Here is a 15,129-nt window from a genome sequence, read left to right on the forward strand (position 1 = left end):
GGGCTCAGTAATCGAGGCCCCAATCGGCCACGATGCGCCGCGCTTGCAGATCGACCGAGTCGATGTAGGCGGCGACAAAAGGAATCATGCGTTCAACCGGCTCAGCCTCGGTGCCGGCACTCAGGCGCAACACACTATGCGGGCCGGTGGCGATCAGATCGGTGACCACCCCCAAATCAGCACCCTCGCGATTGACGACCGCCAAGCCGATCAAATCGACCCAGTAGTACTCGTCGGGATCAGCCGTGGGGAAGCTGTTGCGCGACACAAAAACGCGCGCACCCTTCAGGGCTTCGGATGCATTGCGGTCTGGCACTTCTTGGGCCGTGGCGACCACGCCATCACCGTGCTCTTTGGCTTGCGTGATACGCAAAACCTTGGGCAAAGCCGGTGCATCTTTGGGGCGGGGCTTGCCTTCGGGCGGCAGGATAAACCAGCGCTTGGAGGAGAAAACCGCCTGTGGATCGGCGGCATAGGGCTGAACGTGAAACCAGCCCTTCAGGCCCCAAGGCTCAAGGATGCGAGCGACTTCGATCGCATCCTCGGGCCAGGGCAAGTCTTCACCGATATGAATCACTGGGACACTCCCGGTCAAGACATCTGCAGCCGGCTTAGGCCGCCGGAGCGACCTTGGCCTTGGCTTGGCCGATCAGGCGAGCCACGGTCGGGCTAGGCTGAGCGCCATTGCCAACCCAAGCTTCGACACGGTCGAGCGCCACGCGCAGGGCTTCGTCCTTGGCTGAGGCAACCGGGTTGTAAAAACCCACACGCTCCAGATAGCGACCATCACGGCGCTCGCGGCTATCGGCCACGACGATGTTGTAGAAAGGACGCTTCTTGGCGCCGCCACGGGCAAGTCGGATCACGACCATGTTGTTTCCTTGAACCAGTTTGTCAGTGATCCACTGCACCCCGGACACTCAGGATCAGCAGATCGAAAAATAGCTATAAGCCGTCGTATGCATTCTCGGCCCCGTTAGATCGCGCTGCGTGGTTTTCAACCGGTCAGCCGTCACCGAAACCCGCCATTATAGGCGGTGAATCCCGCATATCAACCGGGATTCACGCTTAGAACAACCAAAGGCTCAGCTCGTAGGACAGCGCCGCCACCAAAGCTGCTGCCGGGATCGTGAAGATCCATGCCCAGACGATGCTGCTGGCCACCCCCCAACGCACCGAAGAAGCCCGGCGCGTCGCACCGACGCCGACGATGGCTCCGGTGATGGTGTGGGTGGTGGACACGGGCACGCCCATGGCGGTGGCGATGAACAGCGTCATGGCCCCGCCTGTTTCGGCGCAAAAGCCACCCACCGGTTTGAGCTTGGTGATCTTCTGACCCATGGTGCGCACGATGCGCCAGCCACCAAACATCGTGCCCATGCCGATGGCGATGTAGCACAGCCAAATCACCCAAGCCGGCGGCATCGTGCTGTCAGCTGCGGCATAGCCCGTGGCGATCAACAACATCCAGATGATGCCGATGGTTTTTTGGGCATCGTTGCCGCCGTGACCCAAGCTGTAGAGCCCGGCTGAAACGAGTTGCAAGCGCCGGAACCAGTTATCGATCTTGAGCGGTGCGCGTTTGCGAAAGATCCATGCCACCGCCACCATCATCACCGAGCCCAGCAAGAACCCCAGAGCGGGCGAGACGAAGATAAAGATCACCGTGCGCCAGATGCCAGCACCGATCAAGGCTCCTGCGCCTGATTTGGCCATCACAGCGCCCACGATGCCGCCGATCAAGGCGTGCGATGAGCTCGACGGAATACCGTACCACCACGTGATCAGGTTCCAGACCACCGCGCCGATCAAGGCGCCAAAAATGATGTGATGGTCCACCACCCCCGGCAGAACAATGCCTTTGCCGATGGTGGCCGCCACTTTGAGCTGGAAGATGAACAACGCCAGCACATTGAAAAAGGCAGCAAACAAGATGGCCTGCTGCGGCTTGAGCACCCCGGTGGAGACCACCGTGGCAATCGAGTTGGCGGCGTCATGAAACCCGTTCATGAAGTCGAAGGCCAGCGCCAAAAGCACCAACAGCGCCACCACCCAAAAACTGACCTGGACTACCTCCATGATGTCTCCGTCCGGGTGCAGGCTTCAGGAATGTTCGAGGACGATGCCCTCGATCAGATTGGCCACGTCTTCGCAGCGATCCGAAATCGATTCAAGCAACTCGTAAATGGCTTTGAGCTTGATGAGTTCGCGCACATCCGCTTCCTCGCGGAAGAGCTTGGACATGGCTGAGCGCATCACCCGATCGGCATCGGATTCGAGCCGATCAATTTCTTCGCAGGTCTTGAGCGCCGCCTCATGAGCCGTCGGCTCAGAAAGACGCGCCAACAGCGACACCGCATGCTGGACACGCTCGCAGCACTTGAGCGACAAATCGCTCAGTTGCAGCACCTCGTCGGTGACGTTGCGCACGTCGTAGAGCGCCATGGTTTCGGTGGCGTCTTGCACCAGATCGACGATGTCGTCCATCGAATTGATGAGCGAGTGGATCTGATCACGGTCGATCGGGGTGATGAAGGTCTTGTGCAGCAGCCGATTCACCTCGGTGGTGATCTTGTCAGCCGCGTGTTCGGCCTCATCCACTTCATGGCCGTAACGCGCCCTCAGGCTGGTGTCGTCATAGTTCTGCACCAACGATTGGAAGGCGCGCGCGCCCTCGACGATCTTGGCGCCATGGGCGTTGAACAACTCGAAAAAATTGCCTTCACGCGGCAGCAGCTTGCCGAACATGGGAACTCCGATCCACTTGAAACGGCGCGAGTGTACCCGCGCCAAGCCCCAGTTTCGCGCTCACTCGCGGAAGATGAAATAAACCGCCCCCAGCAAGCACAAACCCGCCCAGACAAAGTCCCAGCGAAAGGCTTGTTTCATGTAAAGCATGGCAAAGGGCACAAAGACCACCAAGGTGATGACTTCTTGGGTGATTTTGAGTTGCGCCAAAGACACCCCGGCCGCATGACCGATGCGATTGGCGGGCACTTGCAAGAGGTATTCGAACAATGCAATGCCCCAACTGACCAAGGCGGCGATGTACCAAGCACGGCCCGATAAATTCTTCAGATGCCCATACCAAGCGATGGTCATGAAGACGTTGGACAGCAACAGCAGCCCCACGGTTTGCCACAAGGGGGACGGCGTCATGGCTGCGGACCGCCAAGCCGTTCGATGCCCTGCTGCACCGCCAAGCTCATGCATAAAGCAGCCACATCCGTCACCCCCGGCCAAGACAAGGTTGGCAGCAACTCCAGCAACGGATGCAGCACAAACGCCCGCTCCATCAGGCGTGGATGGGGCAACTGCAAACGCGGTGTGTTCAAGCAAAGGCCGGGAGGAAGCTCGGCGTCATAGAGCAGCAAATCCAAGTCCAAGGTGCGTGGCGCGTTGCGATAACTGCGCTGACGCCCGAAATCCCGCTCCAGCACTTGCAAGGTGTCGAGCAGCCCCTCGGGTTCAAGGCTCGTTTCAAGCTGAGCCACACCGTTGACGTAATCCGGACCATCAGCATCGACCGGCACGCTGCGCCACCAAGACGACAGCGCCGTGACGCGACAACCGGGCGCTTGATGCAGCGCCGCGCACGCCTGCGCCAAAGTGAGTTGAGCCTGCCCAAGATTGGCCCCGAGGCCGATGAAAGCGATTCGCTGCACCCGCACCCCAGACTCAAGACCCCGACGAGGACCCCGGCGGCGTATCGCTCACCACGGCCACGGTCGAATCGCCCTTGGCCGGCCGACGTCGCCGACGCATCGGCCGGGGCTTGAGCGCCGGATCGATGCTCACATCGGGCCCAAGCGGCGCCTCGGCTGGATCCCCCAAGGCCGAAGCGTCGGCGATCACCAACGTGGAGGCAGAGACCGGTGCCCCGGCTGCACCGCTGGGTTTGCGCCGGCGACGTCGTTTGGGAGCGGCCGCCTCGCTGCTCGCGGCGGCCTCCGGCCCCGCTGCCGCACGGCGGGCTTGTTCATCGCGGCGGCATTGCTCGACAAGTTCGCGACGCTCGTCGTCATCGGCCAGCGAGAAGGCCTCCCACCACTGCGACAGCTCGGGATCGATCTCACCGGCTTGGGCTCGCAGGCGCAGAAAATCGAAGCCTGCGCGGAAACGCGGCTGCTCCGCCAGCGTCACGGCAGCAGCGAATTGACGCCGCTCGAAACGCGGCTGCATCAGCCACATTTCGCGCATATCCAGCCCCAACTTGCCGCGCCCCGAGATATCCCCAATGCGGGCATCGAACACCGCATCGACCGCTTCTTGCAGCGCGGGCATCAAGGGTGCGCCCGTGGCGGCACGGATCTCATCCCAGCGGTGCAGCACGTCATGCCAGAGCATGCACGCCAGCATGAAACTCGGCGCCACCGGCTTGCCTTCCGAAACCCGTCGATCGGTATCGCTGAGCGCCAGCTGGATGAATTTTTCGCGGCCGTTGTGCTGATGCGCGTCATCAAGCACCGCGTCAAGGATCGGAAACAACCCGCGATGCAAGCCTTGCTTGCGCAGCTCTTCCAAACTGGCCAAGGCGTGACCGGTCTGGAGCAGCTTGATCATCTCGTCAAAGACGCGTGATGCGGGCACGTTGGCGAGCAAATCGGCCATCTTGCGCATCGGCGCCCGGGTATGCGGCTCAATCTCAAAGCCGAGCTTGGCGGCAAAACGAACCACCCGAATGATGCGCACCGGATCTTCGCGGAAACGCGCACTCGGGTCGCCGATCATGCGCAACACACGCTTGGCAACGTCCTCGATACCGTGGTGGTAGTCGATCACCACTTGGCGCGCTGGGTCGTAGTAGAGCGCATTGATCGTGAAGTCGCGCCGCGCCGCATCTTCATCCTGCGGACCCCAGACGTTGTCACGCAAGACACGACCACTGGCATCGACCGCGTGGCTCTTGCCCACCAACTCCGCCTTGGACGTCCGCTCGTTGCCGCGCACCGGAGGAGCAACCTCGGCTGGCTCCATCAAGGCCCGGAAGGTCGAGACTTCGATCACCTCGTGTTCACGCCCCCGGCCAAAAACCACATGCACCAGCTGAAAACGCCGGCCGATGATGAAAGCGCGCCGAAACAAAGCCTTGACTTGGGCAGGCGTGGCGTTGGTGGCGACATCGAAGTCCTTGGGCCGATGGCCCAACAACAAATCGCGCACCGCGCCGCCAACGATGTAGGCCTCAAAACCCGCCTCTTGCAAGGTCGAGACCACCCGCGTGGCGCGCTCATCGATCAGGGCGGGGTCCATGCGGTGTTTTTCAAAAGGCACCTCGACACGCCGCCCCGTGACGGATGCGGGGGGGGTGGGCTCTGGCGCAGGGGCCGGGGCAGTCGCTTTGCTGCGCCGAAACAAGGTACTGATGAATTTCTTGATCATGAAAACAATCGCAGGATCTGCCAGCCACGTTCATGGGCCACGGTTTCCAAGGAAGCACCAGGATTGGTCGCCACCGGATGCGTGCCCATGTCCAGCAGAGGAAGATCGTTGATGGAGTCGCTGTAAACGCTGACTTGCTCGAAGTCGCTCAGACGCAGGCCAAGGTCCGCCAACCAAGCGTGCACACGCACGACCTTGCCCTCACGGAAGGTCGGGGTCCCTTGAATGCGCCCGCTCCAACCGCCCACGGCCGTGCGTTCTAACTCGACCGCCAGGAGATGACTCACCCCCAAGGCCGCAGCAATCGGCGTGGTCACAAATTCGTTGGTCGCCGTGACAATGGCCACCAGATCGCCCGCCTCTTGGTGTTGCTGCACCAACGCCAAGGCGCTGCCGTGAAGGGCCGGCCGAATCACTTCCGCCATGAACCGCTCGCGCGCCGCCTCGGCTTCAAGAAGGGGACGGCTGCGCCAAACACGGGTGGCGAAATCGACATAGGCCGCCAAATCCATCGTCCCAGCTTGGTATTGGGCGAAGAAGGCATCGTTGGTGCGCCGAAAGCTTTCGCCATCAGCCCAACCGATCTGCACCATGAACTCACCGAAGCTGTGGTCAGAATCGATCGGCAGCAAGGTGCCGTCCAGATCGAACAAACACAGGCGTTTGGGTTTGACTTTGCCCGTTGAGTTCATGGTTGCTCCTCCGCCGCCAGCATCTGGCGCACCAAAGGCACCGTCACCGCCCGCTGGGCCGCCAAGGCGTAGCGATCAATCCGGTCCAGCACCGCCATCAAGTGGCTGAGATTGCGCGCCAAGCGCCGCAAGAGAAAATCCATCACATCGTCCGAAAGAAAAATACCGCGTCGATCTGCCTCGCGCCGCAACAGCAGTCGCATCTCTTCTTCGGTGGGCGGAATCAACTGAAACACCAAACCCCAGCCCAGACGACTGCGCAAATCATCGCGAACCTCCAAATCGACCGGCGGCAAGTGCCCGGCCGCCAACAAGGGCAACTCGCGACTCACGGCCTCCACAAACATCACGAAAGCCGCATGCTGCTGTGCGGCGTCAAAGCGGTCACAGTCGTCAAGCACGATCAGGCTCGCATCATCGTCAAGCACCCAAGGCATGCTCATGTCCGCATCGAACCAAGCGACTTGTTCTCCCCGAGCCTCGGCTTCAGCACGCGCCGCTCGCAGCAAGTGCGTTTTGCCCGAACCGATAGCCCCCCAGAGGTACACCGGCAACGCCGCCTGCGGCAGACTGAGAATCTGTCGCAAATGGGGCCACTGCGGATGATTGGCGCCAGGCCAATAGGTGTCGAACTGACAAAGACGCTCTGCCTCAAAGGCCAAAGGCACCTGTCGCACGGGGAGAGAGTCGTCAGTTTTCATCACGCCGTCATCAATCAACCGAGATACCACGCACTGCCGTGGTAGAGCGTGCGCAGGCGGCGCAAGGCCACCAAAGCCACCGCGCCCACAGGCAAGGCCGCCAACACACCCACCAAACCGAACAGATGGCCAAAGGCCAACAACATAAAAATCACCGCCAAAGGGTGCAGCCCAATGCGCTCACCCACCAAACGAGGTGTGAGGAAGAATCCCTCCAGGATCTGGCCAGCACCATAAATCAGCATCACCGCCATCGGCCCGTAGAGCCCAGGAAACTGCAACAGCCCGGCCAACAACGCCAACAAGGCGCCGGCGCCAAAGCCCACATAGGGCACCAAGATGGCACAGCCCGTGAGCACCCCCAAGGGCAAAGCAAGATCAAAGCCGGCCAAGGCCAAGGCACCGGCGTAATACACGCACAGCAGCGCGATCACCCGCAACTGTCCGCGCAAGTACTGCCCCAGCACCTCGTTGCACTCCGCCCCAAAGTCACGCATCCACGGTACCAGCCGCAAGGGCACCCATTGATGGGCCCGCTGCATCATGATGGAACGATCCACCAACACGTAATAAAGCACCACCGGCACCAGCACCACGTTGCCTAGCAGCGCCAGCAGAAAACTACCGCCGATGCGGATCGAATTGAACGTGGCCATCAAGCCGTCTTCCAGATTCGCATTCAAATACTTCATCACAAAGGCTTTCAGGCTGGCCTCGTCCAAGGGCACTTGCCAACCCAACTCGGCCAACATCGGTGCCAACCAAGCATGCAACCGCACCGCCAGCAGCGGAATTTGCTCGCGCAACAAGGGCCACTGCTTGGAGAGGACCGGGGCAATCAGCAACACGATGCCCAGCAACAGGCCCAACGCCAACATTTCGACCACCAGCGCAGCCAAAGGCCGCGGCCAAAGCCCCCCCGGACGGGCCAGGCGATCCACCCACGGCAAAAGGATGTAGGCCAAGATCAACGCTTCGACAAAGGGGGTGAGGACCGGCAAAAGCAACCATGCACCCGCCACAAAGGCCAAACCCAAGACGGCCCAACCCATCATCAAGCGCGCGGTTGTCGAGGTGAGGCTCATGGGGGCAGGATTCTAGGCAAGGTGCAGGTCGCGCAATATAGGCTCAGCGCCAGCGCGTCGAGCGCGACGCCCGGGTGGTTCGTTGCCCCGCTTGGCTTTCAAGCTGGGCCGCCTGCAAGAGTTGCCGATGCTCGTCGATGCGCCCCCAATCCGGAGCCTCTTGGGCATGCCGAAGGTACGTGCCCAAATCTTGGATCGCAGCTTCGTTTTGACCCAGTCGAGCCAACGTCAACCCACGGTCACGGTAACGCTCCCAAGCTTGCGGCTCCAAGCTGACCATCCGCCCCTGAACCGCCAACACATGCGACCAGTCCTCTCGATTGCGATGGATCGATTCAAGGTTGCGTAGCAATCGCGCCATCACTTCACGCGGCGATGCCGCACGCAAGTAATCCGCCAAGGAATACGCGGGCAAGCCCACACTGCGTGCCAAGTAAGGCTCCAAACGCTCCCCCATGGCCTCTTTGGACAACGACGTCCCAGACGTCGGGTCGATGATCGCGTCACCCAGGGGCAAACGTAACCGGATCAAGAAGTGCCCCGGGAAGGACACCCCATCAGCGATCAATCCGATTTGTCCGGCCAACTCTAGGTAAATCACGGCCAAGGTGATCGGAATCCCCCGCCGGGTACGCAGCACCTCATGCACATAACTGTTGGCGGGGTTGTAGTAGTCCTCTTGGTTGCAAGAAAACCCACATTCCTCGAAGAAGAACTGATGCAAAACCCGCACCCGTTGCAGCGGACTGTCATCAACGCTCAAGTGCTGACGCAGGCTCAAGGCCAACGCGTCGATCTCCGTCAGGATGTGCTGAACATCCAGATCGGGGTATTCATCTTGGGCGATAGAAAGGGCCGCCTCGGTCAAGGCAAAACCCTCGTCCTCGGCCACAAGGGCGGCGAAGTAGTCGATCGGCGTGACAACAGTCCAATTCATGGCCGCAGTGTAGGGGCAAGCGCTCAAGGTCCGGACGCTCAACCGCGCCGCATGAAGGTTCGCCAAGGCAAACCCAGCGCATGCAAGACGCCGAAATAGATCAGCGCAGCACCACCAAGCACCAACGCCAAGGCGCCGACGCGCCCATCAGCGTGGGCTTGCCAAGCCATCCAGTCGAACCCAGCCTGAGCCCAAGCCAAGAAAGCACCCATCACCCCGACAGCCACCAGCAAACGCCCCAGAAAAGCACCCCACCCGGGTCGAGGTTGATAGTGCCCCTGCCCCACCAAACCTTTGAGCAACCAAGCAGCGTTCACCCAAGCCGCCAAACCAATCGACAGCGCCAGCCCGGCATGCCCCAACCACGGCACCAACACCAGGTTCAGCAGCTGCGTCAGAACCAGCACGCTCACAGCGATCCGCACAGGGGTGCGGATGTCTTGGCGCGCATAAAAACCAGGGGCCAACACCTTGATGCCGATCAGGCCCATCAAGCCCACGCCGTAGCCCATCAACGCGATCACGGTCTGATGCACATCGGTAGCACTGAAGCGACCATAGTGATAGAGCACCGCCACCAACGGTGTGGGAAAAACCATCAGCGCCACCGAACACGGCAGCGCCAGCAAAGCCACCAGACGCAGCCCCCAATCCAACAAAGCGGAATAGCGGCTGGCGTCACCGCTGGCTTGGGCGGCCGCAAGTTGCGGCAACAGCACCACACCCAGAGCCACGCCGAGCAAGGCGGTGGGAAACTCCATCAGCCGGTCGGCATACGTCAGCCACGACACCGACCCGGCTTGCAGATGGGAGCCGATCTGGGTGTTGATCAGCAAGGAGAGTTGCGCCACCGACACGCCCAACAAAGCCGGCCCCATCTGACGCAGGATGCGGTGCACACCCTCATGCCGCCACGCAGCCCGAAAGGCTGTGGGCCCCAGACCCATCCGGGGCATCAGGCCCAGTCGCGCCAAGGCGGGCATTTGCACGCCAAGCTGCAACACACCTCCAGCCATCACGCCCAAGGCCAAGGCATAAATCGGCGGCCAGCCATGGCGCTGCAACCACGGCGCGCCCAGCCAAGCAGCCACGATCACGCACACATTCAGGATCACGGGCGTCACCGCTGGCACGGCAAAACGCTTCCACGTGTTCAAAATGCCGGCCGACAAAGCCACCAAGGACATGCAGCCGATGTAGGGAAACATCCAGCGCGTCATCACGACCGCCGCATCAGCCCCTTCGGCCGGCAAACCAGCCGCCATCACCCAAACCAGCACCGGTGCAGCCAGCACGCCCAGCACACTCACCCCCAGGAGCACCCAAGCCAGCACCGTGGCCACCGCATCGATCAGTCGGTGGGTCGGCTCATCGCCCTCTTGGGTGCGAGAGGCGACCAAAATCGGCACAAAGGCCTGAGAAAACGCCCCTTCGGCAAAGAGGCGGCGCAACAGATTGGGGATCCGAAAAGCCACTTGGAAAGCGTCCGTCAGGGCACTCGCGCCAAAGGTCGCGGCGATCAACTGCTCACGGACCAAGCCCGTGATGCGCGAGGCCAAGGTCAGCAAGGACACCAAAGAGGCGGCGCGCAACAGATTCATAAGGGATTCATCCTGACCTCGAAGGGGCCTGATTATCCCGTCATTTGAGATGGCGGTAGCGCGCAAGCCGGTACGTGCTACAATCCCAGACTTTCCATCATCCGGACACTGCATAACCATGGCAACCGCAAAAGCCAAAAAGAAGACGGTCCGCCTTGCCTCAGGTCGCAAGCGCGCACGTCAGGACGTCAAGCTGAACGCCCAGAATTCTTCGCTCCGCTCCAAGTTCCGCACCGCCATCAAGAGCGTGCTGAAGGCTGTGGCGACTGGCGACAAGGCCAAGGCCGGTGACACCTTCAAGTCTGCCCAAGGCGTGATCGATTCGATCGCCGACAAAGGCATCTTTCACAAGAACAAGGCCTCTCGCTTGAAGAGCCGCCTGGCAGCCAAGGTCAAGGCCCTGGCTGCTCCCGCCGCCGCCTAAATCAGCTGCTCCGGATGGAACGAAAGGCCCGCCTAGCGGGCCTTTCTTCATGGCGACATCACTCGGCAGCGTTCACGGCCGCTTTGTCCGCTTCTGATGTAAACGCATCCGCAAAGAACGCCTCGGCAGGCAACGCGCACTGCGCCACAAAATCGCGCTGCGCCGCGTCAACCATCACCGGCACACCGCAGGCATAGACCTGATGCTGGGCAAGGTTGGGGTGATCCTGCATCACCGCCTCATGAACCAGCCCCGTGCGGCCCGCCCAAGCTTCTTCAGCGCGCGGCTCGGAAAGCACGGGCACATAACGCAGCTGCGGCAGCGTCGTCAAAGCCTGCTTGATCCAATCCTCAGCATACAAATCCGCCTTGGTGCGACAGCCCCAATACAGACTCACGGGTCGGGTGGCCGCTTCAGCTTGCAGGACTTCAAGGATCGCCTTGATCGGCGCAAACCCCGTGCCCGAAGCCAGCAAGATGATCGGCGCCTCACCCGCTTGCACACCAAAGCTGCCAAAGGGGCCTTCTAGGCGGAGGATTTCCTTCTCCTTCATCGCCCCAAACACGTGATCGGTGAACTTTCCACCCGGCAAATGGCGGATGTGCAACTCGATGCTGATCTGCCCGTCACGCGGAGCGCTGGCCATCGAGTAGCTGCGCCGCGCGCCGTCGCGCAACAGCACATCCACGTACTGCCCCGCTTGGTACCGAAAGGTCTGATTCGCCGGCAGTTGCAGTTGCACCACGGCGACATCGCGGGTCAGCTTGCTGATGCTGATGACCCGGGCCGGCATTTTTAGCACCGGAAACTGATCCACCGCCGTCACTTGGGGCGCATCAAGCACGCAATCGGTCTGCGGCACCGCCCGGCAGCTCAAAATCTTGCCGGCCGCTTCTTCCTCAGGCGTGAGCGCCTTGGCTTGATGAGCGCCATGCACCACCGTGCCGCTGATCAGCTGGCATTTGCAGGAACCACAAGCACCATCCTTGCAACCATAAGGCAGTCCAACGCCTTGGCGAATCGCCGCTGCCAGCAGGGTTTCATCAGGCTGAGCCTCAAAATGGCGGCCCGACGGTTGCACCGTCACGCTACAGGTCATGTCGCTATCCTTCGTTCACATCCAAACCATGAGGACCGCGATTGTGCCTTCGTCTTTTTCATCCCTCGCCGGCCGCACCCCGGCGTGCAACAAGCCCCGAGCCTTTCGTCAACCCCGGCTCTTGATCGTCGGCTGCGGGGATGTGGGTCTGCGTGTGGCCCAAGCCTTGGGGGGACGCCTGCGGCTGCGGGCGCTCAGCTCCAGCCCCGAGCGCTTTGCCTTGCTGCGCCAACACGGGCTCCTACCCATCGCCGGTAACTTGGATCAACCCCGCAGCTTGAAGCGCCTGCGGGGCCTAGCTGCGTGGGTGATGCATCTGGCCCCGCCACCCACGCAGCCGTCAACGCCCAACCATGCCACCCAAGACCCACGCACGCGCCACTTGCTGAACGCCTTGGGTGCGTCGGTTGAACGCCTGATCTATGCCAGCACCACCGGGGTTTACGGCGATGCGGGCGGCGCACGTTTTGATGAAACCCGCCCTGTGGCCCCGGCCACAGCCCGCGCAGCGCGACGGGTGGACGCTGAGCGCCAACTGCGTCAGCGCGGCAAGCACCGTGGGGCGCCGTTGCAAACCGCCTTGCTGCGCATCCCCGGCATCTATGCCTTGGACCGCGAAGGCGGTGACCCGCGTGAACGCGTGCGCCGCAGCGCGCCCGTGCTGCGCCCTGAGGACGACGTCTACACCAATCACATCCACGCCGATGATCTCGCTCGGGCCTGCATCGCCGCGCTGTGGCGTGCCAAGCCGCAGCGGGTGATCCACGTCTGCGACCAAAGCGAGCTGCGCATGGGCGACTATTTCGACCTTGTGGCCGATCTCAGCCACCTGCCACGCCCGCCGCGCCTGAGTCGGGTGGACGCGGCCCAACAGCTCGGGCCGATAACGTTGAGTTTCATGAGCGAATCACGCCGGCTCGACGCCACCCGGCTTGAGCGCGAATTGCGGCTGGTGCTGCGTTATCCAGACATCAAGGCCGGGCTGGCGAGGCCGGTGACAGCGGCGCCAACGGCTCGTCCAGATGCGCCTCCACATCCAGCGGCAGCAACTGGATCGTTGCCCGCAGCCCTGGCACCGCGTTCATAAGGGCGTGTTCGACCGAACTGCGCACCGCCGCCGCTTGGCCCAAGGTCCAAACTGAGGGCATATGCATGTGCAGATCGACATAACAGCGGTGCCCTGCCCGGCGGGTGACCAAGTGATCGAAACGAATCGGCAGATCGCGAAAGGTGTCGAGCACCGCGTCGATCTGCTCACGCACCTCGGATTCGACCGCCTCGTCCATCAAACCGGAGGCCGAGCGGGCGATCAACGAGGTGCCTTCGCGCAGGATATTCAGCGCCACGCCGATGGCGATCAGTGGGTCCAACCACCACCAACCGCTGAGCTGCACGGCAAAGAGTCCGCCCACCACGCCGACCGAGGTCCACACATCGGTCATCAGGTGACGTGCATCGGCTTCGAGCGCCATCGAGCGATGCTCTTTGGCCTTGCGCATCATCGCCCACGCCAAGCCGCCGTTGAGCGCCGTGCTGATCGCTGACAAGGCCATACCCCAGCCGATGGCTTCCATGGGCTGGGGCGTGAGAATGCGCTCGATGGCCGCCCAGATGATGCCAAGCGAGGCCACAAAGATCAGCACGCCCTCAAAGCCGCTGGAGAAATACTCCGCCTTGAAATGGCCGTAAGGGTGTTCTTTGTCGGGCGGCTGCGCCGCCAAGGTCACCATGACCAAGGCAAACATCGCCCCGGCCAAATTGACCAGCGACTCCATCGCGTCCGACAGCAACCCGACCGAACCTGTCAGCCACCAAGCGCCGGTTTTCAAGGCGATGGTGGCGATCGCCACGGCGATCGAAAGTTTCAAATAGGCGCTGACTTGCATGGGCGCCCTTTACCGACTCAGCCTAGCGTGACACGCGCGAACTTGCGCTTGCCGACCTGCACCACAAAGCTGCCGGCGTCCACCTTCAGGCCCTTGTCGCTGATCACCGCACCGTCGATGCGCACGCCGCCCTGCTCGACCATGCGCAGGCCCTCGCTCGAAGAAGCCACCAAGTTGGCTTGCTTAAGCAGCGCGCCGATGCCCAGCGGTGCGCCGGTGAGGCTCACTGCGGGCACATCGTCCGGGATGCCGCCCTTGGCGCGGTTGTTGAAGTCTTGCTCGGCCGTATCAGCCGCCGCCGTGCCATGGAAACGCGCGGTGATCTCCTTGGCCAGCAGCACCTTGGCATCCTTCGGATTGCGACCGGCCTCGACCTCAGCGCGCAAACCGGCGATCTCGGCTTCGCTCCTGAAGCTCAGCAAGGTGAAGTAGCTCCACATCAAGGTGTCGCTGATCGAGAGCAACTTGGCGAACATCTGATTGGCTGGCTCGCTGATGCCGATGTAATTGTTCTTCGACTTCGACATCTTCTCGACGCCGTCCAAACCCACCAGCAGCGGCATGGTCAGGATGCACTGCGGCTCTTGGCCGTATTCGGCCTGCAAGTGGCGCCCCATCAACAGGTTGAACTTCTGGTCGGTGCCGCCGAGCTCCAAGTCGCTCTTCAAGGCCACCGAGTCGTAGCCCTGCATCAGCGGGTAGAGAAACTCGTGCACCGCGATCGAGGTGCCAGCGTGAAAGCGGTCGTGGAAATCATTGCGCTCCATCATCCGCGCCACCGTGTAGCGGCTGGCCAGTTGGATCATGCCGCGCGCGCCCAGCGGATCACACCACTCGCTGTTGTAGCGAATCTCGGTCTTATCGGGATCCAGCACCAAGCTGGCTTGGCGGTAGTAGGTCTCGGCATTGAGCTTGATCTGCTCAGGCGTGAGCGGTGGGCGCGTGGTGTTGCGGCCGGAAGGGTCACCAATCATCGAGGTGAAGTCGCCGATCAGGAAGATGACCGTGTGACCGAGATCTTGCAACTGCCGCAGTTTGTTGAGCACCACAGTGTGGCCGAGGTGGATGTCGGGCGCGGTCGGGTCGAGGCCAAGTTTGATGCGCAGCGGCACGCCGGTGGCTTCAGAACGCTGCAATTTACGGATCCAGTCGCCTTCGGGCAGCAGCTCGTCGCAGCCCCGGCGGGTGACCTCCAGCGCTGCGCGCACCCCCGCCGACAAGACAGCGTCCACAGCAACCGCCCCCGCAGGAGCCCCAAAAGTTTCAGACGACGGAGATGACATGCAACAACAACCGCCACAGGCGGGATACGGGTGAGATAC

Annotated in this window: 17 protein-coding genes; 2 read left to right on the forward strand and 15 right to left on the reverse strand. The window is 61.8% G+C overall.

The window, feature by feature from the left end; translation table 11 throughout:
- Window positions 1-4: 4 nt before the first annotated feature.
- The 12 genes from rimM to murJ all read right to left on the reverse strand — a co-directional run bounded on the left by rimM (window position 5) and on the right by murJ (window position 10,398).
- A complete protein-coding gene (rimM, locus tag AB3X39_RS05160) occupies window positions 5-577 on the reverse strand; it encodes a ribosome maturation factor RimM (protein WP_009453625.1) in 573 nt (190 codons plus the stop codon).
- Between the two features lie 34 nt (window positions 578-611).
- Complete coding sequence (rpsP, locus tag AB3X39_RS05165; protein ID WP_009453624.1) at window positions 612-872, reverse strand: 30S ribosomal protein S16; 261 nt, start codon at window positions 870-872, stop codon at window positions 612-614.
- A gap of 196 nt (window positions 873-1,068) precedes the next feature.
- Window positions 1,069-2,079 (reverse strand): inorganic phosphate transporter, encoded by a 1,011-nt coding sequence (locus tag AB3X39_RS05170; protein ID WP_369416293.1) that lies wholly within the window; start codon window positions 2,077-2,079, stop codon window positions 1,069-1,071.
- Window positions 2,080-2,103: 24 nt separating this feature from the next.
- Window positions 2,104-2,748 (reverse strand): DUF47 domain-containing protein, encoded by a 645-nt coding sequence (locus AB3X39_RS05175; protein ID WP_369416294.1) that lies wholly within the window; start codon window positions 2,746-2,748, stop codon window positions 2,104-2,106.
- Window positions 2,749-2,808: 60 nt separating this feature from the next.
- Window positions 2,809-3,159, reverse strand: coding sequence for a DMT family protein (locus AB3X39_RS05180; protein WP_369416295.1), 351 nt, complete (start codon window positions 3,157-3,159; stop codon window positions 2,809-2,811).
- Window positions 3,156-3,665 carry a 2-amino-4-hydroxy-6-hydroxymethyldihydropteridine diphosphokinase gene (folK, locus tag AB3X39_RS05185; RefSeq protein ID WP_369416296.1) on the reverse strand — a complete coding sequence of 170 codons (510 nt, stop codon included), beginning with the start codon at window positions 3,663-3,665 and terminating at the stop codon, window positions 3,156-3,158. Before folK ends, AB3X39_RS05180 begins: the two co-directional genes overlap by 4 nt.
- Before the next feature lie 13 nt (window positions 3,666-3,678).
- Window positions 3,679-5,382, reverse strand: a complete 1,704-nt coding sequence (pcnB, locus tag AB3X39_RS05190; RefSeq protein ID WP_369416297.1) for a polynucleotide adenylyltransferase PcnB — start codon at window positions 5,380-5,382, stop codon at window positions 3,679-3,681.
- Window positions 5,379-6,074, reverse strand: coding sequence for an HAD family hydrolase (locus AB3X39_RS05195; RefSeq protein ID WP_369416298.1), 696 nt, complete (start codon window positions 6,072-6,074; stop codon window positions 5,379-5,381). Before AB3X39_RS05195 ends, pcnB begins: the two co-directional genes overlap by 4 nt.
- Entirely contained in the window at window positions 6,071-6,775 is a 705-nt protein-coding gene (gene hda, locus AB3X39_RS05200; protein ID WP_009453616.1) for a DnaA regulatory inactivator Hda, read from the reverse strand. The genes AB3X39_RS05195 and hda overlap by 4 nt, the downstream gene beginning before the upstream one ends.
- Before the next feature lie 14 nt (window positions 6,776-6,789).
- A complete protein-coding gene (locus tag AB3X39_RS05205; protein WP_369416299.1) occupies window positions 6,790-7,860 on the reverse strand; it encodes an AI-2E family transporter in 1,071 nt (356 codons plus the stop codon).
- 43 nt (window positions 7,861-7,903) lie between these two features.
- Window positions 7,904-8,797, reverse strand: a complete 894-nt coding sequence (locus AB3X39_RS05210) for a SirB1 family protein (protein WP_369416300.1) — start codon at window positions 8,795-8,797, stop codon at window positions 7,904-7,906.
- A 38-nt stretch (window positions 8,798-8,835) separates the two neighbouring features.
- Window positions 8,836-10,398: a murein biosynthesis integral membrane protein MurJ gene (murJ, locus tag AB3X39_RS05215; protein WP_369416301.1), complete on the reverse strand. Its 1,563-nt coding sequence runs from the start codon at window positions 10,396-10,398 to the stop codon at window positions 8,836-8,838.
- 118 nt (window positions 10,399-10,516) lie between these two features.
- On the opposite strand from murJ, the gene rpsT reads away from it, so the two are divergent.
- Window positions 10,517-10,822, forward strand: a complete 306-nt coding sequence (gene rpsT / locus AB3X39_RS05220) for a 30S ribosomal protein S20 (protein ID WP_369416302.1) — start codon at window positions 10,517-10,519, stop codon at window positions 10,820-10,822.
- A gap of 58 nt (window positions 10,823-10,880) precedes the next feature.
- Here rpsT and AB3X39_RS05225 read toward each other — a convergent pair whose 3' ends face one another.
- A complete protein-coding gene (locus AB3X39_RS05225; RefSeq protein WP_369416303.1) occupies window positions 10,881-11,921 on the reverse strand; it encodes a CDP-6-deoxy-delta-3,4-glucoseen reductase in 1,041 nt (346 codons plus the stop codon).
- Between the two features lie 28 nt (window positions 11,922-11,949).
- Here AB3X39_RS05225 and AB3X39_RS05230 point away from each other — a divergent pair, with 28 nt between their 5' ends.
- Window positions 11,950-13,008: an NAD-dependent epimerase/dehydratase family protein gene (locus AB3X39_RS05230; RefSeq protein WP_369416304.1), complete on the forward strand. Its 1,059-nt coding sequence runs from the start codon at window positions 11,950-11,952 to the stop codon at window positions 13,006-13,008.
- On the opposite strand, the gene AB3X39_RS05235 is transcribed toward AB3X39_RS05230, so the two are convergent.
- Together AB3X39_RS05235 and tyrS are read right to left on the reverse strand one after the other, a co-directional pair.
- Complete coding sequence (locus tag AB3X39_RS05235; protein ID WP_369416305.1) at window positions 12,893-13,807, reverse strand: cation diffusion facilitator family transporter; 915 nt, start codon at window positions 13,805-13,807, stop codon at window positions 12,893-12,895. The two genes, AB3X39_RS05230 and AB3X39_RS05235, sit on opposite strands and share 116 nt — an antisense overlap.
- 17 nt (window positions 13,808-13,824) lie before the next feature.
- Window positions 13,825-15,090, reverse strand: a complete 1,266-nt coding sequence (tyrS, locus tag AB3X39_RS05240; RefSeq protein ID WP_369416306.1) for a tyrosine--tRNA ligase — start codon at window positions 15,088-15,090, stop codon at window positions 13,825-13,827.
- Between the last annotated feature and the right edge of the window lie 39 nt (window positions 15,091-15,129).

It is taken from the genome of Leptothrix ochracea (genome assembly GCF_041083635.1).
Classification (GTDB): domain Bacteria; phylum Pseudomonadota; class Gammaproteobacteria; order Burkholderiales; family Burkholderiaceae_C; genus Sphaerotilus; species Sphaerotilus ochraceus.

Coding starts and splice junctions, on each gene's coding strand:
- rpsT (WP_369416302.1), top strand. CDS start 10,517: ATGGCAACCGCAAAAGCCAAAAAGAAGACGGTCCGCCTTGCCTCAGGT.
- tyrS (WP_369416306.1), bottom strand. CDS start 15,090: ATGTCATCTCCGTCGTCTGAAACTTTTGGGGCTCCTGCGGGGGCGGTT.
- AB3X39_RS05235 (WP_369416305.1), bottom strand. CDS start 13,807: ATGCAAGTCAGCGCCTATTTGAAACTTTCGATCGCCGTGGCGATCGCC.
- AB3X39_RS05230 (WP_369416304.1), top strand. CDS start 11,950: ATGAGGACCGCGATTGTGCCTTCGTCTTTTTCATCCCTCGCCGGCCGC.
- AB3X39_RS05195 (WP_369416298.1), bottom strand. CDS start 6,074: ATGAACTCAACGGGCAAAGTCAAACCCAAACGCCTGTGTTTGTTCGAT.
- AB3X39_RS05175 (WP_369416294.1), bottom strand. CDS start 2,748: ATGTTCGGCAAGCTGCTGCCGCGTGAAGGCAATTTTTTCGAGTTGTTC.
- murJ (WP_369416301.1), bottom strand. CDS start 10,398: ATGAATCTGTTGCGCGCCGCCTCTTTGGTGTCCTTGCTGACCTTGGCC.
- pcnB (WP_369416297.1), bottom strand. CDS start 5,382: ATGATCAAGAAATTCATCAGTACCTTGTTTCGGCGCAGCAAAGCGACT.
- AB3X39_RS05170 (WP_369416293.1), bottom strand. CDS start 2,079: ATGGAGGTAGTCCAGGTCAGTTTTTGGGTGGTGGCGCTGTTGGTGCTT.
- rpsP (WP_009453624.1), bottom strand. CDS start 872: ATGGTCGTGATCCGACTTGCCCGTGGCGGCGCCAAGAAGCGTCCTTTC.
- hda (WP_009453616.1), bottom strand. CDS start 6,775: ATGAAAACTGACGACTCTCTCCCCGTGCGACAGGTGCCTTTGGCCTTT.
- AB3X39_RS05210 (WP_369416300.1), bottom strand. CDS start 8,797: ATGAATTGGACTGTTGTCACGCCGATCGACTACTTCGCCGCCCTTGTG.
- AB3X39_RS05180 (WP_369416295.1), bottom strand. CDS start 3,159: ATGACGCCGTCCCCCTTGTGGCAAACCGTGGGGCTGCTGTTGCTGTCC.
- AB3X39_RS05225 (WP_369416303.1), bottom strand. CDS start 11,921: ATGACCTGTAGCGTGACGGTGCAACCGTCGGGCCGCCATTTTGAGGCT.
- AB3X39_RS05205 (WP_369416299.1), bottom strand. CDS start 7,860: ATGAGCCTCACCTCGACAACCGCGCGCTTGATGATGGGTTGGGCCGTC.